Below are 22,297 nucleotides of genomic sequence, written 5' to 3' on the forward strand. Positions count from 1 at the left end.
ATGAGAGACGATCCGGCAGCGGGTCCGCAGACCCTGACCGAAGCCGTGTACAGCGGCGAGGACGACGACGTCGTACGGCTGCTGCGCTCCGGCGTACCGGCCGGGACCACCAACGACGAGGGCGAGACCGCCCTCTACAGGGCGTCCGTGCAAAACCGCCCGGGCATGGTGCGGCTGCTGCTCGCGGCGGGCGCCGATCCCGACCGGGCGAGCGGCCGGGAGGGCGGCGACCTGCCGCTGTGCGGCGCGGCGGTCGGAGGTCACACAGCGGTGGTGGAGGCCCTGCTGGCGGCGGGTGCGACGCCCGACCTGCGTGAGGCGTTCGGATTCACCGCGATGGCCTGGGCCGTCCGGCAGGGGCACCCGGACACCGTCGAGGCGCTTCTGGAGTACGGCGCCGATCCCGACCTCCTCGCTCCCGGGACGGAGCCGCCGCTGGTGCTCGCCGCGCGGCGCGGGTCCACCGAGACCGTACGGACCCTTCTGCGGCACGGCGCGTCCGCGCGACAGGAGGCGCTGGAGGAGGCGCGGCGCTGGCTCGAAGTCGACGTGGAGGAGGAGCTGCGGGCGGGGCTTCTGGAGACCTTCGCCGACGGTGCGGCCGAGCCCGAGACGGCCACCAGCCGCATCGAAAAGGACGGCGGGGAGACCGTCGTCGTCGAGCTGCTGCGGGACGGCAGGCCGTCGGCCGGCACCGAGCAGCAGACCGGGCACGCGGCGATCGCCACTCTCCTGGAGGAGCGGCTCGCCATCCGTACGCCCTTCGAGGAGCTCGCCGACCGGGCCCTGAGCGGCGGTGATCCCGGCCGGGACGAGTGGATGGAGGCCGTGGCCGCACTGTGGCGGCGCGGTGACGAGGAGACGTTCCAGGCGGCGGCCGCGTGGTGTGCGAGCGGTGACCCGCTGCGGCAGGCGTTCGCCGCCGATGTTCTGGCGCAGCTCGGCTTCGAGCAGGGCGGAAAGCCGTTCGCCGCGCGCGCCCTGCCGCTGCTGCGGGAGTTGGCGCGCGAGGCGCGGGAATCGGATTCCGAGCTGGCGCAGGCGGCGGTGCTGGCACTGGGGCACCACGGCGATCCTGCGGCCCTTCCCGAGATCCTGCGCCACGCAGGCCACCCCGACGCCGATGTACGTCACCGGGTGGCCCTCTCCCTCATCGGGCTTGTCCCCGCCGGTCACCGGGAGGGTGCGGCGGCGCTGATCGCGCTCAGCCGCGACGCGGACGACGAGGTGCGCGACTGGGCGACGCTGGCGCTCGCCGGTCTCGACGCCGATACGCCGGAGATCCGCGAGGCGCTGGCGGACCGCCTGGAGGACCACGACCCCGACACGGCGGCGGAGGCGGCGCGCGGTCTGGCGGTGCGCGGGGACGCGCGGGCGGCGGAGGCGCTGGGCCGGCTGCTGCGGGACGAGGACCCGCAGGGGTACGCGTACGCGACGGCGGTCGAGGCGCTGGAGTACGTGGAGGACGCGACGGTGAAGCGCCAACTGGAGCGAACACCGCCGCGCTACCGGTGAGGGACCTTCCCCCCGGCCCCCTACCGCGCCCCGTACACCCCGCCCGGTGTCGCCGACTCCGTCAGGAGCTTCGATGCCGCCTCGCCCGCCTCCGCCGGGGTCCAGCGTGCTCCCTTGTCCGCCGTGGGGCCCGGGCGCCAGCCCTCCATGACCGTGATGCGGCCCCCCTCCGCTTCGAAGACCCGGCCGGTCACCCCGGCCGAAGCCGCCGAGCCCAGCCAGACCACCAGCGGCGAGACGTTCTCCGGGGCCATCGCGTCGAACTCGTCGTCCGCTCCCGGCGGCGCCATCGTCTCGGCGAAGGTCCGCTCCGTCATGCGCGTACGGGCCGCCGGTGCGATCGCGTTGACCTGGACTCCGTACCGGCGCATCTCCTCCGCCGCGACCAGCGTCAGCCCGACGATCCCCGCCTTCGCAGCCGAGTAGTTGCCCTGCCCCACGCTCCCCAACAGGCCCGCTCCCGAAGTGGTGTTGACGACCCGGGCCACGACCTCCCGACCCGCCTTCGCCTTCGCCCGCCAGTACTCCGCGGCGTACTTCAGCGGCAGGAAGTGACCCTTCAGGTGTACGTGCATGACCGCGTCCCAGTCGTCCTCTTCCAGGTTGACCAGCATCCGGTCCCGCAGGAAACCGGCGTTGTTGATGAGGGTGTCGAGCCGCCCGAACGTCTCGACCGCCGTGGCCACCAGCGACGCCGCACCCTCCGCCGTCGCGATGTCCCCGCCGTGGGCCACCGCCTCTCCCCCCGCCGCCAGGATCTCCTCCACCACCCGCTGCGCGGGGCCCCCCGACGCCCCCGCGCCGTCCGGCCCGGCCCCCAGGTCGTTGACGACCACCTTCGCGCCCTCCGCCGCGAAGGCCAGGGCGTGCGCCCGGCCGAGCCCTCGCCCCGCGCCCGTCACGACGACGACTCGTCCGGTGCAGATTCCCGTTCCCATTCCCGTTCCCGTTCCCATTCCCATTCCGGTTCCGGTTCCGGTTCCGATTCGCGTCATTTCGCATCTCCTTGTCGGCTGTTGGCTGTTGCCGCGTCGAGGAAGGCGGGGCGTTCGCCGCCGCCGTGGACGAGGAGTGACGCACCGCTCACGTACGCCGCCCGCCCGGAGGCGAGGAAGACGGCCGCGTCGCCGATCTCGCCGGGTTCCGCGAGCCGGCCCGCCGGGACCGTCCGGCCTACCGCCGCGATGCCGGCCTCGTCGCCGTAGTGCAGGTGCGAGCGCTCGGTGCGGACCATGCCGAGGACGAGCGTGTTCACCCGTACGTCGGGCGCCCACTCCACCGCCATCGACCTGGCCAGGCTCTCCAGCCCCGCCTTGGCCGCTCCGTACGCCGCCGTCCCCGGCGAGGGTCTGGCCCCGCTGACGCTGCCGATCATCACCACCGATCCCCCGGACGCCCGAAGGTGTTCGTACGCCGCCAAGGAGGCCGTCAGCGGTGCGGTCAGGTTCAGTGCGAGGACCCGCGCGTGGCGGGCGGCATCGGCCTCCCCCAGCAGCCGGTACGGCGTCCCGCCCGCGTTGTTGACCAGTACGTCGAGCCGTCCGTACGTCGCCACCACACCGGCGAAAAAGTCCTGGACGGCAACCTCGTTCCGCAGGTCCAGCGGCCGGAACTCCGCCTCCCGGCCTGCCGCCTCCACCACCTCGTCCGGCGGCCGGCGCGCGCAGACCACCACGCGCGCCCCCGCCGCCAGGAACGCCCGCGCGATGCCGACGCCGACGCCGCGCGTGCCGCCGGTGACGACGGCGACCCTCCCGTTCAGTTCCATTCGCTGCTACCTTCCCCACCTAACAAATGTTTGGTGGAAAGGTAGCTGATCCGCTCATGGGTGTCTCCACCTCAAGCCCGGAAGGCCCCGAAGGCCCGGACAAGGGCGTCTCCGTCGTCACCGTCGACTTCCCGCCCGTCAACGCACTTCCCGTGCAGGGCTGGTACGACCTCGCCGACGCCCTCCGTACCGCCGGCCGCGACCCCGACGTCCGCTGCGTCGTCCTCGCCGCCGAGGGCCGCGGCTTCAACGCCGGGGTGGACATCAAGGAGCTGCAGCGCGACACCGGCCACGCCTCCCTCGTCGGCGCCAACCGCGGCTGCGCCGAGGCGTTCGCCGCCGTCTACGAGTGCGAGGTGCCCGTCGTCGCGGCCGTGGGCGGCTTCTGCCTCGGCGGCGGCATCGGCCTGGCCGGCAACGCCGACGCGATCGTCGCGTCCGACGACGCCACCTTCGGCCTGCCCGAGCTGGACCGCGGCGCGCTCGGCGCCGCCACCCACCTCGCCCGCCTCGTCCCGCAGCACCTGATGCGCGCGCTGTACTACACCTCGCGCACCGCCACCGCCGCCGAACTGCACGCCCACGGCTCGGTCTGGAAGGTCGTCCCGCGCGAGGAACTCCTCGGCGAAGCCCTCGCCCTGGCGCGTGAGATCGCGCAGAAGGACGGCAGCCTCATCCGGCTGGCCAAGGCCGCCATCAACGGCATCGACCCCGTGGACGTACGCCGCAGCTACCGCTTCGAGCAGGGCTTCACCTTCGAGGCAAACCTCACCGGCATCGCGGACCGCGTCCGTAACACCTTCGGCGACAACCTCGGCGACACCTCCCCCTACTCCTCGGTCCAGGAGGACACACAACCGTGACCGACAAGACGATGACTCCCGAAGAGGCCGTCGCCCGGCTCCGCAGCGGCATGACGGTCGGCATCGGCGGCTGGGGCTCGCGCCGCAAACCGATGGCCCTCGTCCGAGCACTGCTCCGTTCCGAGATCACTGATCTCACTGTCGTCTCGTACGGCGGCCCGGACGTCGGTCTGCTCGCCGCCGCCGGAAAGATCCGCAAGCTCGTCACCGCCTTCGTCACCCTCGACTCGATCCCCCTGGAGCCACATTTCCGTACGGCCCGCCAGAACGGCGCAATCGAACTCACCGAGATCGACGAGGCGATGTTCATGTGGGGGCTGCACGCCGCCGCCAACCGCCTCCCGTTCCTGCCCGTCCGAGCCGGCGTCGGCTCGGACGTAATGCGCGTCAATCCATCGCTCCGCACGGTCACTTCGCCGTACGCCGACGGAGAGGAGTTCGTCGCCGTACCCGCCCTGCGCCTGGACGCCGCGCTGGTCCACATGAACCGCGCCGACCGGCTCGGCAACGGCCAGTACCTCGGCCCCGACCCGTACTTCGACGACCTCTTCTGCGAGGCCGCCGACACGGCGTACGTCTCGTGCGAGCAGGTGGTCGAGACGGCGGAACTGACGAAGGAGGCGCCACCGCAGAGCCTCCTCCTCAATCGCCACTACGTGACCGGCGTGATCGAGACACCGAACGGCGCGCACTTCACCTCCTGCGCCCCCGACTACGAACGCGACGAAGCCTTCCAGCGGGTGTACGCCGCCACCCCCTGGCCCGAGTTTGCCGAGCGCTTCCTGTCCGGTGACGAGACGGCCTACCAGTGCGCCGTACAGGCGTGGCACGAGGAGCAGAAGTGACCCGCACAGGCACAAGCACAGACACCAGCGCAGCCGCATCCACAGCCACCCGCGCCGAGTACTGCGTCATCGCCTGCGCCGAAGCCTGGCGCGACAACGGCGAGATCCTCGCCGGCCCCATGGGCACCATCCCCGCCATCGGCGCCCGCCTCGCCAAGCGCACCTTCTCCCCCGACCTCCTCCTCACCGACGGCGAGGCCATGCTGGTCGGCGTCGACGGGACGCCGGAGGGCTGGCTCCCGTACCGCCGGCACCTCGCCATGGTCACCGGCGGCAGACGCCACGTCATGATGGGCGCAAGCCAGATCGACCGATTCGGCAACCAGAACATCTCCTGCATCGGCGACTGGCAGCAGCCCGCCCGTCAGCTCCTCGGCGTACGCGGCGCTCCGGTCAACACGCTCAACAACCCGACGAGTTACTGGGTGCCGAAGCACTCCACCCGTGTCTTCGTCGACAAGGTCGACATGGTGTCGGGCGTCGGTTACGACAGCGCGGCCGCCGCGGGCCCGAGCGCCACCCGCTACCACCGCATCCCGCGCGTCGTCACCGACCTCGGCGTCCTCGACTTCGACACCCCCGACCACTCGATGCGCCTCGCCGCCCTCCACCCCGGCGTCACGGCCGCCCGGATCCAGGAAGCGACGGGCTTCGCCCTCACCGTCCCCGCGGACGTACCGCACACCCGCGAGCCCTCCCCCGAGGAACTCCGCCTGATCCGCGAGGTCATCGACCCGGACGGACTGCGCGACAGGGAGGTCAAGCCCTGATGGAGACGGCGCTCACCACCCTCACCGGCGTCAGGTGTCCCATCGTCCAGACCGGCATGGGCTGGGTCGCGGGCCCCCGTCTCGTCTCGGCGGCCGCCAACGCGGGCGCGCTCGGCATCCTCGCCTCCGCGACGATGACCACCGAGCAGCTCCGCCACGCCGTGCGCGAGGTCAAGTCCCGTACCGACTCGCACTTCGGCGTCAACCTGCGCGCCGACGCGGACGATGCGCGGGCGCGCGTACGGATCATCATCGACGAGGGCGTGAAGGTCGCCTCCTTCGCGCTCGCGCCCTCCAGGGACCTGATCGCGGAGCTGAAGGACGCGGGTGTCGTGGTCGTCCCGTCCATCGGCGCGCGCAGACACGCGGAGAAGGTGGCCGCGTGGGGCGCGGACGCGGTCATGGTGCAGGGCGGCGAGGGCGGCGGGCACACCGGGGAGGTGGCAACCACGGTGCTGCTGCCCCAGGTTGTGGACGCGGTGGACATTCCCGTGATCGCTGCGGGCGGATTCTGCGACGGCCGCGGTCTGGTCGCCGCGCTCGCGTACGGGGCGGCCGGCATCGGGATGGGCACGCGCTTCCTGCTCACGTCCGACTCGACGGTCCCGGACGCGGTCAAGGCCCGCTACCTGGCAGCGAGCGTCAAGGACGTCACCGTCACGACGGCCGTCGACGGCCTCCCGCACCGCATGCTCCGTACGGACCTCGTCAACTCCCTCGAACGCGCGGGCCGCACGAAGGCGCTCGCCCGGGCGGTGCGCCACGCGGCCGGCTTCAGGAGGATCTCCGGCCTGAGCTGGGCCGCGATGCTTCGCGACGGCCTGGCCATGAAACACGGCAAGGACCTGACCTGGAGCCAGGTCCTGCTGGCCGCCAACACTCCGATGCTGCTCAGGGCGTCCATGGTCGAGGGCCGCACCGATCTCGGCGTAATGGCGTCCGGGCAGGTCGCGGGCCTGATCGACGATCTGCCGTCCTGCGCGGAACTGGTGGCACGTGTCATGGCCGAAGCAAACGAAACGCTCGAACGATTCCAGGCACCCATGGTTTCGCCCCGCACCCTGCCGACACCAGGGTGATTCCCTCTCCTCACAGGAGTTGTCAGATGAGCCGTGTCCGAACCCGCCTCGGCCTGACCACCGGAGCGGTCTTCTCCGCTCTCGCGATCGGCTGCCTGCCGGCGTCGGCTGCCGCCGCGCCCACGGCGGTCACCACCGCTGCCGTCACCCATGCCGAAACGGTCCGCCAGATCCCCCTCCAGGGCGCGACGAACGTCCGTGACCTGGGCGGGTACCGCACGTACACAGGACACACCGTCCGTTACGGACAGGTCTACCGCGCCGACGCGCTCAGCAAGCTGACGGAAGCCGATGTCGCAGCCCTCGGCCGGCTCGGCCTGACGAAGGTCGTCGACTTCCGGGTCCCCGTTGAGGTCCAGTACGACGGCACGGACCGCCTGCCGCCCGGCCTCACGGCCACGCCCCGGCCCGTCACCGACAACGGTCTGTTCGCGCAGCTGATCACCGCCATCGGGTCCAGGGACCCGGTACGGCAGGAGGAGATGCTGGGGGACGGCAAGGCCGCGGCGTTCATGCGGGACGTCTACCGTACGTTCGTCACGAACGCGGAGAACCGGGCGCGGTTCGCCGAGACGCTGCGCGACACGGCGAACAGCAACCACCGCGCACCGCTGCTGTACCACTGCACTTCGGGCAAGGACCGTACGGGCTGGCTGAGTTACGTACTGCTTCGGGCGCTCGGCGTACCGTCGCGCACGGCGGAGCGGGACTATCTGGCGTCGAACACGTATCGCGCGGCGCACGACGCCAAGGTTCGTGAGGGGCTGAAGCAGTCCGGGATGATGCAGAACCCGGATCTGCTGATTCCGCTCCAGGAGGTACGGATGGACTATCTGGACTCGGCGCTGGAACAGATGGAGGCGGAGTACGGCGGCCTCGACCGTTACCTCACGAAGGGCCTCGGCCTTGACCGCAGTACGCTCGCGAAGCTCCGGGCGGGAATGCTGCGCCACTAAGGCGCCCACCCCTCCCGGAGACTGTGGCTTCGCCTCGGGCCCCAGCCGTCAAACGCCGGACGGGCTGAATGCGGCGCAAGGGAATGGACACGCCGGCTCACCCACCCCGGGAAAGCGCAAACCCGGCCGGGCAAGAATGCAGCCCGGCCGGGCGAAGCGAAAACTGTGCCCGGCGGATCAAGCCCGTCCGGCGTTTGCAGGCTTGCCCCCGGACGCGGCGGAGCCGCAAAGTGTCCCAGCGGGAAGGGGCGGGGCGGGGCGGCGAAAAGCCCCGCAGGGCAAGGCTCTTACCCAGCCGCCCTTACCCAGCCGCCACTACCCGGCCGCCACTACGCAGCCGCGCTCCGGCCGCCGCCCTGCCCACGGCCACCACGGCCACGCCCGCCGCCACCGGCCTGCGCACGACCGCCGGAAGCCGGCGCACGACCACCGGCGCCACCCCGGCTACCGGCCCCCGCACCGGCACCGGCGCCCGCCTGCGTACGACGACCACCCGCACCGCCCTGCGCCCGCTCACCAGTGCCGCGACCTCCGCCGCCGCCCTGGGCGCGCTCGCCCTGCGTACGACCGCCGCCCTGCGTACGAGCGCCTCCACCCACGCCACCGCCGCCACCGCGACCCGCGCCACCACCACGGCCACCGCTCTGCTGCGGACGCCGCTTCGGCTTCGCGGAAGCCTGCTGCTGCTGCGGGACCTCGATCACGATGGCGACGCCCGAAGGCTCGCGCGCACCCGTGATCCGGGTCAGCTCGTCGTCGCTGGACTTGACCCGCGCGGTCTGCGGAACGATGCCGGCGGCCGACATCAGCTGCGTCATCTCGCGCTTCTCGTCGGGCAGCACCAGCGTGACCACGCTGCCGGACTCGCCCGCACGGGCGGTACGCCCGCCACGGTGCAGGTAGTCCTTGTGATCGGTCGGCGGGTCGACGTTGACGACCAGGTCGAGGTCGTCGACATGGATGCCGCGCGCCGCCACATTGGTCGCCACCAGCGCCGTGACCTGCCCGGTCTTGAACTGGTCGAGCGTCCGGTTGCGCTGCGGCTGCGACCGGCCGCCGTGCAGCGCCGCCGCGTACACACCGCTGGCCAGCAGCCGCTTCGCAAAGCGGTCCGCCGCGCGCTTGGTGTCCACGAAGAGGATGACCCGCCCTTCACGCGCGGCGATACGCGTGGCGACGGCCTTCTTGTCGGTCTCGTCGGCGACGTACAGCACGTGGTGCTCCATCGTCGTCACCGCGCCCGCCGACGGGTCGACGGAGTGGACCACCGGGTCCGTCAGGAACATCCGTACGAGACGGTCGACGTTGCGGTCGAGCGTCGCGGAGAACAGCATCCGCTGCCCGTCCGGCTCCACCTGCTTCAGCAGCGCTGTGACCTGCGGAAGGAAGCCCATGTCGGCCATCTGGTCGGCCTCGTCCAGGACGGTGATCGACACCTGGCCGAGGTCCGCGTCGCCGCGCTCGATGAGGTCCTTGAGCCGCCCGGGGGTGGCCACGAGCACCTCGGCTCCACGCCGCAGCGTGTTCGCCTGCTTGGTGATCGACATACCACCGACGACCGTGGCCATCCGCAGGTTCACGGACGTTGCGTACGGCGTGAGCGCGTCGGTGACCTGCTGCGCGAGCTCGCGGGTGGGCACCAGGACGAGCGCGAGCGGCGCGCGCGGCTCGGAACGCCGGCCCGCGGTGCGGGCCAGCAGCCCGAGACCGAAGGCGAGCGTCTTGCCGGAACCGGTACGCCCACGGCCGAGGATGTCGCGGCCCGCGAGCGTGTTCGGCAGGGTCGCGCCCTGAATGGGGAAGGGCTCGGTCACACCCTGGGCCGCCAGGGTCTTGAGCAGGGCTGCGGGCATGTCGAGATCGGCGAAGTTCTCGACGGCCGGCAGCGCCGGGGTGATCGTCTCCGGCATCGCGAATTCACCCTGCACAGGTGTGGCCCTGCGGGCGGGACCCTTTGCGGGGGCCTTGCCGCGAGCGGCCTGCGGGGAACGATTGCGGGCGGGACGCGCGGAGCGTGTGCTGGTGGCGGCGGCGGGGCGTTCGGAGCGGGTCATTCAGGTTTTGCCTTCCTGGAAACAAGCACAAGCCGGGGCCCGCACCTTCACGGTGCGGGCCCCGGCTGGCGAGGTATCGCGTCGGCGAATTAGGCCGGGACGATGTTCTCCGCCTGCGGGCCCTTCTGGCCCTGCGTGACGTCGAAGGAGACCTTCTGGCCCTCCTGGAGCTCACGGAAGCCCTGGGTGGCAATGTTCGAGTAGTGAGCGAAGACGTCAGCGCCGCCGCCGTCCTGCTCGATGAAGCCGAAGCCCTTTTCCGAGTTGAACCACTTCACGGTTCCAGTAGCCATGTCATTCTCCTAAAAACTGGGGCAGATCCGGAAATCCGCACTGTACGGATTCCACGTCGCCGCAATGAGCCCCATCCGGAGAACCGGAAAACAAAATGCGCCTGAGGAAGCATTCCCGTCAGGCGCACATAATGTTTATGGGTACCAAAACTGCAACTCGTCCACTCTAACACGATGGCGCCGGAGCACCACCCCTCGGCCGCAGGAAGATCGTCGTACGGGCGGCGCGGGCCGGGCGCGCGTTCCCTCCGCGCGTTCCCTTCCCATCCGGCCGCAACGGCTCACACGCGTTCGATGATCGTCACGTTCGCCTGGCCGCCGCCCTCGCACATCGTCTGGAGGCCGAATCGGCCCCCCGTCCGCTCCAGTTCGTGGAGCAGCGTCGTCATCAGCCTGACTCCGGTCGCCCCCAAGGGGTGGCCCAACGCGATCGCGCCGCCGTTGACGTTCACCCGGGCGGGGTCCGCGCCCGTGTCCTTCAGCCAGGCCAGCACGACAGGCGCGAACGCCTCGTTGATCTCGACCAGGTCGATGTCCTCGATGGTCATGCCTGCCTTCTTCAGCGCGTACGCCGTCGCCGGGATCGGCGCGGACAGCATCCGGATTGGGTCCTCGCCCCGCACCGACAGGTGGTGGATGCGGGCTCGCGGCGTCAACCCGTACTCCGCGACCGCCCGTTCGGACGCGATCAGCATCGCGGCCGCCCCGTCCGAGACCTGTGACGAGCACGCCGCCGTAATCGTGCCGCCCTCCAGAACCGGCTTCAGCCCCGCCATCTTCTCCAGTGTGGTGCCGCGGCGCGGCCCCTCGTCGACCGTCACGTCCCCGTAGGCCACCGTCTCCCGCTCGAAACGCCCCTCGTCGATCGCGCGTACCGCCCGCTGATGCGACCGGAGCGCGAACTCCTCCATGTCGAGCCGGGAGATGCCCCACTTCTCGGCGATCAGCTGCGCCCCGTGGAACTGGTTCACCGGCTGCGAGCCGTACCGCGCCCGCCAGCCCTCCGAGCCCGCGAACGGGCCCTCCGTGAGCCCCAGTGGCTGGGCCGCCTGCCGGGAGGCGAAGGCGATCGGGATCTGCGTCATGTTCTGGACGCCGCCGGCGACCACCAGGTCCTGCGTCCCCGACATGACGCCCTGCGCGGCGAAGTGCACGGCCTGCTGCGAGGACCCGCACTGCCGGTCGATCGTGACCCCGGGCACCTCCTGGGGCAGCCCGGCCGCCAGCCATGCCGTACGGGCGATGTCACCGGCCTGCGGCCCCACCGTGTCCAGGCAGCCGAAGACGACGTCCTCCACCGCCGAAGGGTCGATGCCGGAGCGCGAGACGAGAGCCTTCAGGACGTGTGCCCCGAGGTCGGCCGGGTGGACGGCCGCGAGGCCTCCCTTGCGCCGGCCGACGGGCGTGCGTACCGCTTCGACTATGTAGGCCTCGGCCATGTCTGCTGCTCCTTCGCTTTCACGGAAGACGGGCGGTGTGAAGACGGGCGGTGTTACGTACTGCGCAGAGCGATGCCGTCCAGGACCATCGACAGGTACTGGCGGGCGATCTCCTCGGGGCTGTGCAGACCGCCCGGCCGGTACCAGGACGCCGCGACCCACACGGTGTCGCGGACGAAGCGATAGGTGAGCCGGATGTCGAGGTCGGCGCGGAAGACCCGCGCCGCGACCCCGCGTTCCAGCGTCCCCAGCCACGCCTTCTCGAATTTCTGCTGCGAGTCGGCGAGGTAGTGGAAGCGCGGCTGCGCGGACAGATGCCTGGACTCCTTCTGGTAGATCGCGACGGCGGCGCGGTGCCGGTCGATCTCCCGGAAGGACTCGGTGACGAGCGCCTCGATGGTCTCTCTCGGCCCAAGCCCGGCGGCGAGGACGGCGTCGTACCCCTCCCAGAGCTCGTCCAGGAAGGTCGAGAGGATCTCGTCGAGCATCGATTCCTTGGAATCGAAGTGGTAGTAGAGGCTGCCCGCGAGCATGCCCGCCGCGTCCGCGACCTTGCGGACGGTGGTGGCGTTGTAGCCCTGGGCGGCGAACACCTCGGCCGCCGTGTCGAGGAGTTCGCGGCGGCGCTCGGGCGAGGCGGTCACCTGGTTCTTCTTCTTGTTAGGCACGCTGCCATTGTCCGCCTAGGCCCGCTGGCTGCTGATGGAGACCGTCTCGCCGGTCATGTACGAGGAGTAGTCGCCGGCGAGGAAGACGATGACGTTCGCGACCTCCCAGGGCTCGGCACAGCGCCCGAACGCCTCACGTTCGGTGAGTTCGGCCAGCAGCTCGGCCGAGGTCACCTTCACCAGGTGCGGATGCATGGCGAGGCTGGGGGCGACCGCGTTGACGCGCACCCCGTACGCCGCCGCCTCGACCGCCGCGCACCGGGTGAGCGCCATGACGCCGGCCTTCGCGGCGGCGTAGTGGGCCTGGCCCGCCTGGGCACGCCAGCCGACGACGGAGGCGTTGTTGACGACGACGCCGCCCCGGCCGGCGGCCTTCATGGTCCGCAGAGCCGCCCGGGTGCAGCGGAACGTGCCGTTCAGCGTTACGTCGATGACCTTGGACCACTGCTCGTCGGTCATGTCGACGAGCTCGGCCGTGCCGCCGAGGCCCGCGTTGTTGACGACGATGTCCGGGCCGCCGTGTTCACGTACAGCGAGGTCGAAGAGCGCCTGCACCTGCGCCTCTTCGGTGACGTCGCACGGCAGGGAGGCGACGTTCGCGGCACCGAACTCTGCGGCGAGCGCCTCCTCGGTCTCCTTCAGGCGGCGTGCGTGGGCGTCGCCGATGAGGATGCGCGCGCCCTCCTCCAGGAACTTGCGCGCTGTGGCGCCGCCGATACCGGCGCCGGCTGCGGCGGTGATGACAGCGGTACGCCCCTTGAGCAGCCCGTGTCCCGGTACGTACTCGGGTGCCCTCATGCCCGTGCCTCCCACGACGCTGATCCCTCGACGCTGCTCACGCCCGTACGTTAACCTACCAAACACTTGTTAGGGAAGGATGAGCTGATGCCCACTGCCCCCGAGGAACGCGCCCAGCGCCACGAACCCGTGCTGTACGAGCGTGTCGGCCCGCTCGCGTACGTCACCCTCAACCGCCCGCGCTACCGCAACGCGCAGAACTCGGCGATGACCTACGCCCTGGACGCCGCCTTCTACCGCGCGGCGGCGGACTCCGACGTCAAGGTGATCGTGCTGGCGGGAGCCGGCGACCACTTCTCCGCCGGTCACGACATCGGCACCCCCGAGCGCGACGCCCACCTCCCCTTCGAGCGCAAAGCGGGCCTCTGGTGGGACCACTGCGACAAGCAGGGCGCCGAGTCGCGATTCGCGCGTGAGTCGGAGGTCTATCTGGGGATGTGCCGGCGCTGGCGCGAGCTGCCGAAACCGGTCGTCGCGTCTGTCCAGGGAGCGTGCGTCGCCGGCGGCCTGATGCTCGCCTGGGTCTGCGACCTGATCGTCGCTTCCGAGGACGCGTTCTTCGCCGATCCGGTGGTGCGCATGGGCATTCCCGGGGTCGAGTACTTCGCGCACCCGTGGGTGATGCCGCCGCGGATCGCCAAGGAGTTCCTCTACACGGGCGACCGGATGCCCGCACGCAGGGCGTACGAGGTCGGCATGGTCAACCGCGTCGTGGAACGGGCCGAACTCGCGGAGCGTACCGAGGAACTGGCTCTTCGGATCGCCGAGATGCCGCGCCTGGGACTGGCCCTCACCAAGCGGGCCGTCAACCAGGCGGAGGACCTTCAGGGCATGCACACCGGCATGGACTCGGTCTTCGGACTGCACCACCTCGCGCACGCCCACAACGCCGAGACCGCGGCCGATCCGCTCGGCGGGATGGATGTGTCCGCGATGAAGAAGGCGAGCACCTGATGGACCTGCGGCACACTCCCGAGGAGGCCGCCTTCCGCGTCGAGGCACGGGCGTGGCTGGCGGCGCACGTCCCCGCTCAGCCCCTCCCTTCCCTGGAGACCCAGGAGGGTTTCGCCGCTCATCGCGCGTGGGAGGCACGGTTGCACGCGGACCGGTGGTCGGTGGTGTCGTGGCCCGAGGAGTACGGCGGCCGGGGCGTCGACATCTTCAAGTGGCTGATTTTCGAGGAGGAGTACTTCGCGGCGGGCGCCCCGGGGCGCGTCTCGCAGAACGGCATCAGTCTCCTCGCGCCGACGCTCTTCGACCACGCGACCGCCGGGCAGCGCGCCCGCGTGCTGCCGTCCATGGCGAGCGGTGAGGTGATCTGGGCGCAGGCCTGGTCCGAGCCGGAGGCGGGCTCGGACCTCGCCTCCCTCAAGTCCCGCGCCGTACGGACGGACGGCGGGTGGCTGCTGTCGGGGCAGAAGACGTGGTCGTCACGGGCCGCCTTCGCGGACCGGGCCTTCGGAATCTTCCGTACGGATCCGGCCGCGGCGAAGCCCCACCACGGCCTGACCTACCTGATGTTCGACCTGCGGGCGGACGGGGTCACGGTCCGCCCCATCGGCCGGCTCGACGGCAAGCCCGCCTTCGCGGAGCTCTTCCTGGACGAGGTGTTCGTACCGGACGAGGATGTCATCGGGGAGCCGGGGCAGGGCTGGCGGATCGCCATGTCGACGACCGGGAACGAACGCGGGCTGACTCTGCGCTCCCCCGGCCGTTTCGTCGCCGCCGCGGACCGGCTCGTGCGGCAGTGGCGTACGTCGGCGGACCCTTCGGACACGGCCCTGCGTGACCGGGTGGCGGACGCGGTCGTCGGCGCGCGCGCCTATCAGCTCTTCACGTACGCCAACGCTTCGCGCTTCGCGGCGGGCGCGGTCATCGGAGCGGAGTCCAGCCTCAACAAGGTCTTCTGGTCCGACTACGACATCGCTCTGCACGAGACAGCGCTCGATCTGCTGGGCGCGGACGGGGAGCTGGCGCGGGGCGAGTGGGCGGAGGGTTATCTGTTCTCGCTCGCCGGGCCGATCTACGCGGGGACGAACGAGATCCAGCGCGACATCATCGCCGAGCGCCTGCTCGGCCTCCCGAAGGGCCGCCGCTGATGAGGTTCCTGTTGAACGACGAACAGGCCGCTTTCGGACGTTCCCTGGACGCGATGCTGACGGCTGCCGATACGCCGTCGGTCGTACGGTCCTGGGCGGCCGAAAACGCCGTTCCCGGGAACGCACTGTGGGCCCGGCTCGCCGGGGCGGGGGTTTTCGCGCTGGCCGTTCCCGAGGCGTACGAGGGGGTGGGGCCGCTGCCGGTCGAACTGGCGGTGGCCTGTGTGGAACTCGGGCGGCATGCCGTGCCCGGTCCGGTGGTGGAGACCGTCGCAGCCGCCGCCCTGCTGGCCCACCTCGCCGAGCACGGCGAGGACGGCCCCGCGAAGCGGCTGCTGCCGGCGCTGGCCTCGGGCGGGGCGAGCGCGACGCTCACGCTTCCGGGCGGCGGGCCGTACGCGCTGGACGCGGATTCGGCGACGTACCTCCTCACCGTGCACGGCGACGAGCTGCGGCTCGCTCCCGGGTACGGCGCGCTCCACGCGTCCGCGGATCCGGCGCGACGGCTGTACCGGCCGGAGCCGGGCGGCGAACTGCTCGCCTCGGGGCCCGCCGTGACAACAGCCGCCGGGTACGCCGCCGACCGCGCGGCGTTCGCCACCGCCGCGCAGGCGCTGGGCACGGGGCTGGCGCTGCTGGACCGGACGGTGACGTACGCCGGGCAGCGCACCCAGTTCGGGACGCCCATCGGCGGCTTCCAGGCGGTGAAGCACCGGCTGGCCGACACCCTGATCGGGCTGGAGTTCGCCCGGCCGCTGCTCTTCGGCGCCGCGCTGTCGATGACGACCGCCGACATCGCCGCCGCGAAGCTCACGGCGGGCGAGGCCGCGTACGCCGCCGCCCGGACCGCACTCCAACTGCACGGGGCGGTCGGCTACACGGAGGAGCTGGACCTCTCACTCTGGCTCCGCAAGGCCCGCCCGCTGCGGGACGCATGGGGGACACCGTCGGAGTGCCGGTCGAAGGTACTGGCTGCTGCCGCATGACGCACGCAGGGGCGCGATCCCCACCCACGCCACGCGGCACCCGCCCCCGCAGGCCCCTCAGTCCTCTCAGTCCTCTCAGTCCGCTGAGTCCTCCAGGGCCGGTCCGTCGCCGTTGCCCCGGCGGATCGTGCGTACCGGGCGGCCCGGCCGCCAGGCCCGTACGACCAGCGCGTCGCCCTCGATCGACGTCCCGACCACCTCGGTCGGCTCCACCCGGAACAGATGGAACGGCTCCGGCGGCTTGATCTCCCCGGCGAACCGGGCGATCACGTCGGCATCCGTAACCTCCACCGCCCGGCCACTGATCCGCACGTCCCCGTCCCGCATCTCCTCCCCCGCTCCCGGATTCGCCTGAACGGCGAAGCGCGGATCGCGTCGGAGGTCCTGCGCCTTGCGCGAGTTCGGCATCATGCCGAGCCACAGCTCACCGTGCAGGAAAGTCACTTCGAGCCCGGTCACGCGCGGTGATCCGCCCTTGCGGATCGTCGCGAGGACATGATGCCTGTACTGCTGGAACCGCCGCCGCACCGCGTCCGCGAGCTCCGGTTTCGCCGCCTGAAAGTCTGCCCAACTGACAACCATCATGGCGTTATTGAACCCGGAATACCCGACACCTCTTGTCGGGTATCGGAATCCTCCCGGCGATAGGGTCCGCCGCATGATCGCCGAACTTCCGTGCGGGGGGGCTGGACTGCGCCGACCCCCTCGCCCACTTTCAACGCGGCCGCCGGGGGCCCGGATGCGGCCGCGGCTCAGCCGCTCGCGAGGGCAAGGGTGAGGGTGACGACCGCCGCGTGCCCCTGGGCGGACAGGGCGCCCGGTGATCCGGTCACCACGGCGTCGTACCGGTCAAGGGAGTTGCCGGCGAACGACGCGCTCCCGTCGAGTGCGACGATCACCACCGCTCCGCCGGGCGGGACCGCGACGTTCAGGCTGCCGCGCAGCACGCCGACCCGCGCGGCTGTGCGGCCCCTGCGGTACATGACGTTGAGGTTCACGACCCGGCCGTCGAGCAGCCGGCAGTCGGTGGCGGCGTCCCCGGGGAAGTCCTGCGGGACGTAACACTCGTCGACAAGGCGCCGCGCCCCGCCCACCGTGAGATCCATCCCCGCGCCTTCGGCCATCGTCAGGATCCGGTCCACCTCGGGGAACCCCGAGAACGGCCCGTCCTTCTCGACCTCCGCGAGGCTGATCCGCCAGTCGAAGCCGGCCATCCCGGCGCCGTCGGGGGAAGCCACGACCTCGCGGGTGATCCCGCCGCCGTTCTTCCACGCCACGGCCTCGCGGTCGGCCGCCCGCAGCACCCTCACCGTCATCGCACGATGCCCTGCGCGCGCGCCGCCGCCAGCCAGAGGGGGAACTCGCGCACCACCTGGTCGTACAGCTCCGCGTCCGAGACCTGGCGCGGATCCAGCCCGGCGTGGAAGTAGCCCGCGTTGTCGACCGGACGCCTCGCCGGGACGGCCAGCTCGTCGAGCTTGCGCAGGAAGTCGAACTGCGTGCTGCGCGTGTTGCCGAAGCCCACGAACTGCCAGAACAGCGGCAGCTTCGCGGCCTTGCAGACGTACCGCTCCGCCGCGAGCTTGTTGATCGGGCCGCCGTCGGTCTGGAAGACGACCAGTGCGGGCGCGGTCGATCCGCTGTCGAGATAGTGGTCGATCACCGCGTCCATGGCCAGGTGGTAGCTGGTCTTGCCCATGTGGCCGAGCCCGGCGACGATCTTGTCGATCCGGCCCTGGTGGTTGTCGAGGGCGATGTCCGTGATCGCGTCGACGTCCGTCGAGAAGAAGACGAGGGGCACACTGCCGTCGTCGTCGAGATTGGCCGAGAGCCCGAGCACCCGGTCGGCGAGCGCCTGCACGCTGCCGTCCTGGTAGTACGGCCTCATCGAGCCCGAGTAGTCGAGAACCAGGTAGACGGCCGCGCGCTGCCCGCTCAGCCCGTGTTTCCGCAGCGAGACCCCTGCGCTCTTGTAGAAGCTGACGAGCGCGGGCGCGGTCTCCTCGACCTTGTGGAGGTCTATCGCCACGAGAGGTCTCCGTTTCATACGGGGTTATGGGGCACGGGGCTGAGAAGCCGACGCGAACCGGCAGCCTCAGCAGGCCTGCTGAGGCTACGGCACCGAGACGCCCTCTCTACGGCTGCGTTCCACGCCCGCGTTCCGGCGCTTCCAGCTCCTCGATGTCCGCCAGCATGGCGTCGGCCAGGTCCCGCTGGGAGGCGTAGTACCGCTCAGCCCACTTGAGGGTGAGTGTGGGATAGGCCCACGCCGCCTCCCCCTTCGCACTCTCGATGTCCGTAAGCGCGCGCCGGCGCATCTCCTGCGCGAACTCCCTGTGCTGTGCGAGTACTTCGCGCATCTGCTCGGGCTCGAGGAGATGGCCGAGCCAGAGCCGCAGCATCGGCCCGTGCTTGAGCACCGGCGGGTCGACGGGGGCCTCGCGCGCCCAGGTGCGTACGGCGTCCATGCCCTCGCCGGTGATCCTGTACACGCGCTTGTCGCGGGTGCCGGTGTCCTGGGCGACCATGCGCGAGGTCGCGAATCCGGCGTTCTCCAGCCGCTTCAGCTCGCTGTAGATCTGGCTGAACGACGGGCTCCAGTAAAAGAAGCGCAGCGACTCGTCCGACCACTTCTTGAGGTCGTAACCGGACAGCTCCGCACCGAAGGACAGCAGTCCGAGCACGGCCCAGCTCGTCGCCGGCAGCGCGGGCCGCTCCTCTTCCCTCCCCTGCTCCTTCTTCGTCACGGGCCGCAGTCTACGGGCGGACATGACGGCTGCCCTTCCCCTCTGAGCTGTATGCCTGATAGGAGTATTTCCATTAGGCATAGCCCACTGCGCAGGCGGCCACTGGGGGGCAAGTGAGCGTCATCTCGCTGGACGGCAAGGTCGTCGTCATCACGGGCGCGGGCCGCGGCCAGGGCGCGGCCGCGGCCCGGCTCCTCGCCGAGGCCGGCGCGCGCGTGGTCGTCACCGACGTACGGGAGGAAGAGGGCCGGGAGGTCGCGAAAGGCCTCGGCAAACAAGGCCTGTTCGTACGTCATGACGTGTCGTCGCAGGAGAGCTGGGCCGAGACGGTCTCGGCCGCGCTCGCCGCGTACGGCCGGATGGACGCCCTCGTGAACAACGCCGCCCTGTGGCGCACCGCGTCCGTGGAGAACGAGACCGTCGAGAACTTCGAGGCTCTGGTACGGGTCAACCTCCTCGGCCCGTTCCTCGGCATCCAGGCCGTCGTCCCCGCGATGAAGGAAGCCGGCGGCGGCTCGGTCGTGAACGTCTCCTCGACGGCCGGCCTGGTCGGCATCCCCGGCCATGCGGCGTACGGGTCCACGAAGTTCGGCCTGCGCGGGCTGACCCGCTCCTGCGCGCTGGACCTCGCGCCGTACAGGATCCGTGTCAACTCCGTCCACCCGGGCGCCATCGACACCCCCATGGTGTCTTCGGTCGCGGACCGGGACTGGTCGCATCTGCCGCTCGGGCGGATGGGGCGGCCCGAGGAGGTCGGCGAACTCGTCCGCTTCCTCGTGTCGGACGCGTCCTCCTACATCACCGGCGCCGAGCTCACAGTGGACGGCGGGGCGACGACGGGGTGACGACGGGGTGACTGGCGCCCGGCGGCCGGCGCCGGCGCGACGCCGCCGGCACCACCACCGACCGCCCGGTCCCGATCCGTGCGTTATCTTGATCGGCGCCGACCCCCACCGGCTCTCCCCCGTTAGCCCAGAAGTCCTAGGAGCCGGCCGTGGAAGCCGCTGTCACGACGTGTTACCGCCACCCCAAGTACGAGACGTACGTGAGCTGCACGCGCTGCGAGCGGTTCATCTGCCCCGACTGCATGCGCGAGGCGGCCGTCGGACACCAGTGCCCCGAGTGCGTGAGGGAAGGCCACAAGTCCGTACGCCAGGCCCGTACGGTCTTCGGCGGCGCGGTGGCCGGGGCGGCCGCGCCGGTGGTGACGTACACCCTGATCGCGCTGAACGTCCTCGCCTACCTCGGTGAACTGGCGCGCCCCGACCTCGTCGAGCGGTTCGGCATGCTCGGCTGGGGCCTGCTGGGCCCCGAGGGCGGCGTCTACCCCGTCCCGACCGTCGTCGGGGTGGCCGAGGGCGAGTGGTACCGGCTGTTCACCGGAGCGTTTCTCCACCTGCCCCCGACCGGCGGCAGCTTCGGGGTGATGCACATCATCATGAACATGTTCTGCCTCTGGAACGTGGGCAGGACGGTCGAGGACCAGCTCGGCCGGGCGCGCTACGCCGGTCTCTACCTGCTGTCCGCGCTCGGCGGTTCGGTACTGGTCTATCTGATCGCGCCGCACACCATCGTCGTGGGGGCCTCGGGCGCGATCTTCGGCGTCTCCGCGTCGTACTACGTGATCTGCCGCCGCCTGGGCCGCGACATGCGGGCCGTCAACCGCTTCATGGCGGGCCTCATGATCTGGATGGTGGTCTCCGCCCTGTTCGCCTCCTGGCAGGCCCACCTGGGCGGCCTGCTCACCGGCGGCCTGGTCAGCCTGGCCCTGGCGTACGCGCCCCGCAAGAACCGCACCGCGATCCAGGTGGCCGCGGGCGCCGGGGTGCTGGTGCTGCTGGTCGCGCTCGTACTGATGAAGACCTCGGCGCTCACCTCCTTCGTCGCCTGACCGGCACGCACCTCACCAGCCGGCCTGCTCCTGGAAGGCGGGCAGCTCGAAGATCCGCTGCTTTCCGGTGTCGTCCATCAACTCCACCAGCGGCAGCACCAGTTCCCACAGGTCACGCTTGTCGACCTCGCGGGCGAGCGCGTCCAGCTCGCCGTCCGCGAGGCTCGCCGCCGCGTCCGCGACCGTCCTGCGGGACTCGGCGGGCAGCACGTCCACCAGCGGCAGGAACTCCGCCCACAGCCCCGTCGCCACCACCGCCCGTACGACCTGTCCCAGTACGTCGGCCGAGCGCAGCGACGGCAGACCCGCGACCGCCCGCCGCTCCTCCTCCCCCAGCAGGGCGACGAGCGGCAGCAGCGACTCCCACAGGTCCTGCTCCGCCACCACCCGCACCAGCGGGTCGAGCCGCTCCTCGGGCTGCGCGGCCGCGAGCGAGGCGATGCGGCCGCGCTGCGCGTCCGGGACCATGCCGGCGACGGCGAGCGCCTCGGGCCACAGCCCGCTCTCGGCCGCCGAGGCGATGACGGCGGCGAGCCGCTCCTCGCCCATCAGCTCGACGATCCGGCCGAGGCGCTCCGGCATGTCGATGGCGAAGCCGGTGCGCAGTACCACGTCGTCGGGCACCTGCGGCAGGATCCGCTCCAGCGCCGAGTCGCGCAGGTGGCCGACGAAGCGGCCCATGGTGAGGTGGTCGCCGCGTTCCGCGAGGGTGACGGCGATCCGTACGAGCAGGTCCTCGTCCAGCCGGTCGACGATGCCCGGGATGCGGCGCGGGTCGAGATGCGCGCAGGACTCTGCGGTGAAGGACACCGGCAGCTTCTCGATAATGTCCGCGGCGCGCGGCGGTTCGAGCTTGCCCGCCACGGCTGCGGCGAGGCGCGGCCCGAGCGCCTTCTGCGAGATGGCGGCGGCGACACCGGCCGGGACGAGCTTGGTGGCTTTCGCGATCCGGTCGAGCATCTCGGGCGTACGGTCGAACAGCGAGGCGACGGCCTGTTCGCGCAGGCGGCGTACGTCGTCGGCGGGGAGGGTGCGCAGGAAGGCGAGGCGCTCGGGGGCCTCGCCGACGAGTGCGGCGATCTTCTCGGTCTCGGCCCTGTTGCGGAGCTTGTCCATGTCGGAGATCACCGGCTCACTTGAAGAGGATGCGGCGTACGGGGCCACGGGCCAGGGCGGGGACGAGCCCCAGGGCTTCCTCCGCCGCGTCGCCGAGCCCGGAAGCCCGCTTCTCGCGCTCGCGGCGCAACGCGTCGGCCAGTCGCGCGAGTTGGCTGTCCTCCAGCCGGACGACACTCGGGGGCGGCTGTGCCCCGCCCAGTTCCGTGGTCAGTTCTGTCAGCGCTGTCATGCCCCGACACACTGGAGCGCAATTGACTTTTAGTCAATAGATGGCGCTGGACCTCGACTCCGCGCGAAGAGCGCGGCCGTCGGACAACGCGCCGCGGCGCCCACCCAATGTCCGGTCGGGGACAGGGCAGGCGCCGCGTTCAGTTCCGTACGCCGTTGTACGGGACGTCTTTTGGGGG

At 71.2% G+C, this 22,297-nt stretch carries 24 protein-coding genes; 11 read left to right on the forward strand and 13 right to left on the reverse strand.

Features of this window, described 5'->3' with window-relative positions; translation table 11 throughout:
- Positions 1-1,515 (forward strand): ankyrin repeat domain-containing protein, encoded by a 1,515-nt coding sequence (locus tag AC1P0E_RS07750; RefSeq protein ID WP_482741411.1) that lies wholly within the window; start codon positions 1-3, stop codon positions 1,513-1,515.
- Between the two features lie 20 nt (positions 1,516-1,535).
- On the opposite strand, the gene AC1P0E_RS07755 is transcribed toward AC1P0E_RS07750, so the two are convergent.
- Positions 1,536-2,453: an SDR family oxidoreductase gene (locus AC1P0E_RS07755; RefSeq protein WP_482741412.1), complete on the reverse strand. Its 918-nt coding sequence runs from the start codon at positions 2,451-2,453 to the stop codon at positions 1,536-1,538.
- 53 nt (positions 2,454-2,506) lie between these two features.
- Positions 2,507-3,283, reverse strand: coding sequence for an SDR family oxidoreductase (locus AC1P0E_RS07760; RefSeq protein WP_482741413.1), 777 nt, complete (start codon positions 3,281-3,283; stop codon positions 2,507-2,509).
- Positions 3,284-3,339: 56 nt separating this feature from the next.
- Here AC1P0E_RS07760 and AC1P0E_RS07765 point away from each other — a divergent pair, with 56 nt between their 5' ends.
- Genes AC1P0E_RS07765 through AC1P0E_RS07785 form a run of 5 tightly spaced genes read left to right on the forward strand, consistent with a single transcriptional unit; the run spans position 3,340 to position 7,796 of the window.
- The gene (locus AC1P0E_RS07765; protein WP_482741414.1) at positions 3,340-4,146 is read left to right on the forward strand and encodes an enoyl-CoA hydratase family protein; all 807 of its coding nucleotides are present in this window, start codon (positions 3,340-3,342) and stop codon (positions 4,144-4,146) included.
- Positions 4,143-4,991 (forward strand): CoA transferase subunit A, encoded by an 849-nt coding sequence (locus AC1P0E_RS07770; protein ID WP_482741415.1) that lies wholly within the window; start codon positions 4,143-4,145, stop codon positions 4,989-4,991. The genes AC1P0E_RS07765 and AC1P0E_RS07770 overlap by 4 nt, the downstream gene beginning before the upstream one ends.
- Entirely contained in the window at positions 4,988-5,761 is a 774-nt protein-coding gene (locus tag AC1P0E_RS07775) for a CoA-transferase subunit beta (RefSeq protein ID WP_482741416.1), read from the forward strand. The genes AC1P0E_RS07770 and AC1P0E_RS07775 overlap by 4 nt, the downstream gene beginning before the upstream one ends.
- Positions 5,761-6,840, forward strand: coding sequence for an NAD(P)H-dependent flavin oxidoreductase (locus AC1P0E_RS07780; protein WP_482741417.1), 1,080 nt, complete (start codon positions 5,761-5,763; stop codon positions 6,838-6,840). Before AC1P0E_RS07775 ends, AC1P0E_RS07780 begins: the two co-directional genes overlap by 1 nt.
- A 26-nt stretch (positions 6,841-6,866) precedes the next feature.
- Positions 6,867-7,796: a tyrosine-protein phosphatase gene (locus tag AC1P0E_RS07785; RefSeq protein WP_482741418.1), complete on the forward strand. Its 930-nt coding sequence runs from the start codon at positions 6,867-6,869 to the stop codon at positions 7,794-7,796.
- A 329-nt stretch (positions 7,797-8,125) separates the two neighbouring features.
- Here AC1P0E_RS07785 and AC1P0E_RS07790 read toward each other — a convergent pair whose 3' ends face one another.
- The 5 genes from AC1P0E_RS07790 to AC1P0E_RS07810 form a co-directional block, all read right to left on the reverse strand.
- Positions 8,126-9,850, reverse strand: coding sequence for a DEAD/DEAH box helicase (locus AC1P0E_RS07790; RefSeq protein WP_482741419.1), 1,725 nt, complete (start codon positions 9,848-9,850; stop codon positions 8,126-8,128).
- Between the two features lie 89 nt (positions 9,851-9,939).
- Complete coding sequence (locus tag AC1P0E_RS07795) at positions 9,940-10,143, reverse strand: cold-shock protein (protein WP_015607926.1); 204 nt, start codon at positions 10,141-10,143, stop codon at positions 9,940-9,942.
- Between the two features lie 281 nt (positions 10,144-10,424).
- Positions 10,425-11,582 carry an acetyl-CoA C-acetyltransferase gene (locus AC1P0E_RS07800; protein ID WP_482741420.1) on the reverse strand — a complete coding sequence of 386 codons (1,158 nt, stop codon included), beginning with the start codon at positions 11,580-11,582 and terminating at the stop codon, positions 10,425-10,427.
- 53 nt (positions 11,583-11,635) lie between these two features.
- Complete coding sequence (locus tag AC1P0E_RS07805; RefSeq protein WP_482741421.1) at positions 11,636-12,250, reverse strand: TetR/AcrR family transcriptional regulator; 615 nt, start codon at positions 12,248-12,250, stop codon at positions 11,636-11,638.
- Positions 12,251-12,265: 15 nt separating this feature from the next.
- Positions 12,266-13,048 (reverse strand): SDR family oxidoreductase, encoded by a 783-nt coding sequence (locus AC1P0E_RS07810; protein WP_482741422.1) that lies wholly within the window; start codon positions 13,046-13,048, stop codon positions 12,266-12,268.
- Positions 13,049-13,135: 87 nt separating this feature from the next.
- Here AC1P0E_RS07810 and AC1P0E_RS07815 point away from each other — a divergent pair, with 87 nt between their 5' ends.
- The 3 genes from AC1P0E_RS07815 to AC1P0E_RS07825 are packed head-to-tail and all read left to right on the forward strand — an operon-like array spanning position 13,136 to position 16,133.
- Positions 13,136-14,002 (forward strand): enoyl-CoA hydratase, encoded by an 867-nt coding sequence (locus AC1P0E_RS07815; RefSeq protein WP_482741423.1) that lies wholly within the window; start codon positions 13,136-13,138, stop codon positions 14,000-14,002.
- Positions 14,002-15,147 carry an acyl-CoA dehydrogenase family protein gene (locus tag AC1P0E_RS07820; RefSeq protein ID WP_482741424.1) on the forward strand — a complete coding sequence of 382 codons (1,146 nt, stop codon included), beginning with the start codon at positions 14,002-14,004 and terminating at the stop codon, positions 15,145-15,147. Before AC1P0E_RS07815 ends, AC1P0E_RS07820 begins: the two co-directional genes overlap by 1 nt.
- A complete protein-coding gene (locus AC1P0E_RS07825; protein ID WP_482741425.1) occupies positions 15,147-16,133 on the forward strand; it encodes an acyl-CoA dehydrogenase family protein in 987 nt (328 codons plus the stop codon). Before AC1P0E_RS07820 ends, AC1P0E_RS07825 begins: the two co-directional genes overlap by 1 nt.
- 75 nt (positions 16,134-16,208) lie before the next feature.
- On the opposite strand, the gene AC1P0E_RS07830 is transcribed toward AC1P0E_RS07825, so the two are convergent.
- From AC1P0E_RS07830 to AC1P0E_RS07845, 4 genes are all read right to left on the reverse strand, one after another.
- Entirely contained in the window at positions 16,209-16,718 is a 510-nt protein-coding gene (locus AC1P0E_RS07830) for a pyridoxamine 5'-phosphate oxidase family protein (protein ID WP_482741426.1), read from the reverse strand.
- Between the two features lie 167 nt (positions 16,719-16,885).
- Positions 16,886-17,449 carry a HutD/Ves family protein gene (locus AC1P0E_RS07835; RefSeq protein WP_482741427.1) on the reverse strand — a complete coding sequence of 188 codons (564 nt, stop codon included), beginning with the start codon at positions 17,447-17,449 and terminating at the stop codon, positions 16,886-16,888.
- Positions 17,446-18,180 (reverse strand): VWA domain-containing protein, encoded by a 735-nt coding sequence (locus tag AC1P0E_RS07840; protein ID WP_482741428.1) that lies wholly within the window; start codon positions 18,178-18,180, stop codon positions 17,446-17,448. Before AC1P0E_RS07840 ends, AC1P0E_RS07835 begins: the two co-directional genes overlap by 4 nt.
- 88 nt (positions 18,181-18,268) lie before the next feature.
- Entirely contained in the window at positions 18,269-18,904 is a 636-nt protein-coding gene (locus AC1P0E_RS07845; RefSeq protein WP_482741429.1) for a PadR family transcriptional regulator, read from the reverse strand.
- A gap of 98 nt (positions 18,905-19,002) precedes the next feature.
- On the opposite strand from AC1P0E_RS07845, the gene AC1P0E_RS07850 reads away from it, so the two are divergent.
- Together AC1P0E_RS07850 and AC1P0E_RS07855 are read left to right on the forward strand one after the other, a co-directional pair.
- Positions 19,003-19,725, forward strand: a complete 723-nt coding sequence (locus AC1P0E_RS07850) for a glucose 1-dehydrogenase (protein ID WP_482745684.1) — start codon at positions 19,003-19,005, stop codon at positions 19,723-19,725.
- Between the two features lie 149 nt (positions 19,726-19,874).
- On the forward strand, positions 19,875-20,771 hold the full coding sequence (locus AC1P0E_RS07855; RefSeq protein WP_482741430.1) for a rhomboid family intramembrane serine protease: 897 nt from the start codon (positions 19,875-19,877) through the stop codon (positions 20,769-20,771).
- A gap of 12 nt (positions 20,772-20,783) precedes the next feature.
- On the opposite strand, the gene AC1P0E_RS07860 is transcribed toward AC1P0E_RS07855, so the two are convergent.
- Complete coding sequence (locus tag AC1P0E_RS07860) at positions 20,784-21,899, reverse strand: hypothetical protein (RefSeq protein WP_482741431.1); 1,116 nt, start codon at positions 21,897-21,899, stop codon at positions 20,784-20,786.
- A 4-nt stretch (positions 21,900-21,903) separates the two neighbouring features.
- Positions 21,904-22,119, reverse strand: a complete 216-nt coding sequence (locus AC1P0E_RS07865) for a hypothetical protein (RefSeq protein ID WP_482741432.1) — start codon at positions 22,117-22,119, stop codon at positions 21,904-21,906.
- Positions 22,120-22,297 lie beyond the last annotated feature (178 nt).

This window comes from Streptomyces sp. TRD_SC_5 (genome assembly GCF_056836825.1).

Bases quoted from the DNA above. Each gene is read 5' to 3' on its own strand.
- AC1P0E_RS07820 (WP_482741424.1), top strand. From the start codon at position 14,002: ATGGACCTGCGGCACACTCCCGAGGAGGCCGCCTTCCGCGTCGAGGCA.
- AC1P0E_RS07750 (WP_482741411.1), top strand. From the start codon at position 1: ATGAGAGACGATCCGGCAGCGGGTCCGCAGACCCTGACCGAAGCCGTG.
- AC1P0E_RS07815 (WP_482741423.1), top strand. From the start codon at position 13,136: ATGCCCACTGCCCCCGAGGAACGCGCCCAGCGCCACGAACCCGTGCTG.
- AC1P0E_RS07790 (WP_482741419.1), bottom strand. From the start codon at position 9,850: ATGACCCGCTCCGAACGCCCCGCCGCCGCCACCAGCACACGCTCCGCG.
- AC1P0E_RS07810 (WP_482741422.1), bottom strand. From the start codon at position 13,048: ATGAGGGCACCCGAGTACGTACCGGGACACGGGCTGCTCAAGGGGCGT.
- AC1P0E_RS07865 (WP_482741432.1), bottom strand. From the start codon at position 22,119: ATGACAGCGCTGACAGAACTGACCACGGAACTGGGCGGGGCACAGCCG.
- AC1P0E_RS07830 (WP_482741426.1), bottom strand. From the start codon at position 16,718: ATGATGGTTGTCAGTTGGGCAGACTTTCAGGCGGCGAAACCGGAGCTC.
- AC1P0E_RS07840 (WP_482741428.1), bottom strand. From the start codon at position 18,180: ATGAAACGGAGACCTCTCGTGGCGATAGACCTCCACAAGGTCGAGGAG.
- AC1P0E_RS07845 (WP_482741429.1), bottom strand. From the start codon at position 18,904: ATGTCCGCCCGTAGACTGCGGCCCGTGACGAAGAAGGAGCAGGGGAGG.
- AC1P0E_RS07785 (WP_482741418.1), top strand. From the start codon at position 6,867: ATGAGCCGTGTCCGAACCCGCCTCGGCCTGACCACCGGAGCGGTCTTC.
- AC1P0E_RS07765 (WP_482741414.1), top strand. From the start codon at position 3,340: ATGGGTGTCTCCACCTCAAGCCCGGAAGGCCCCGAAGGCCCGGACAAG.
- AC1P0E_RS07825 (WP_482741425.1), top strand. From the start codon at position 15,147: ATGAGGTTCCTGTTGAACGACGAACAGGCCGCTTTCGGACGTTCCCTG.
- AC1P0E_RS07800 (WP_482741420.1), bottom strand. From the start codon at position 11,582: ATGGCCGAGGCCTACATAGTCGAAGCGGTACGCACGCCCGTCGGCCGG.
- AC1P0E_RS07780 (WP_482741417.1), top strand. From the start codon at position 5,761: ATGGAGACGGCGCTCACCACCCTCACCGGCGTCAGGTGTCCCATCGTC.
- AC1P0E_RS07795 (WP_015607926.1), bottom strand. From the start codon at position 10,143: ATGGCTACTGGAACCGTGAAGTGGTTCAACTCGGAAAAGGGCTTCGGC.
- AC1P0E_RS07760 (WP_482741413.1), bottom strand. From the start codon at position 3,283: ATGGAACTGAACGGGAGGGTCGCCGTCGTCACCGGCGGCACGCGCGGC.
- AC1P0E_RS07835 (WP_482741427.1), bottom strand. From the start codon at position 17,449: ATGACGGTGAGGGTGCTGCGGGCGGCCGACCGCGAGGCCGTGGCGTGG.
- AC1P0E_RS07755 (WP_482741412.1), bottom strand. From the start codon at position 2,453: ATGGGAACGGGAATCTGCACCGGACGAGTCGTCGTCGTGACGGGCGCG.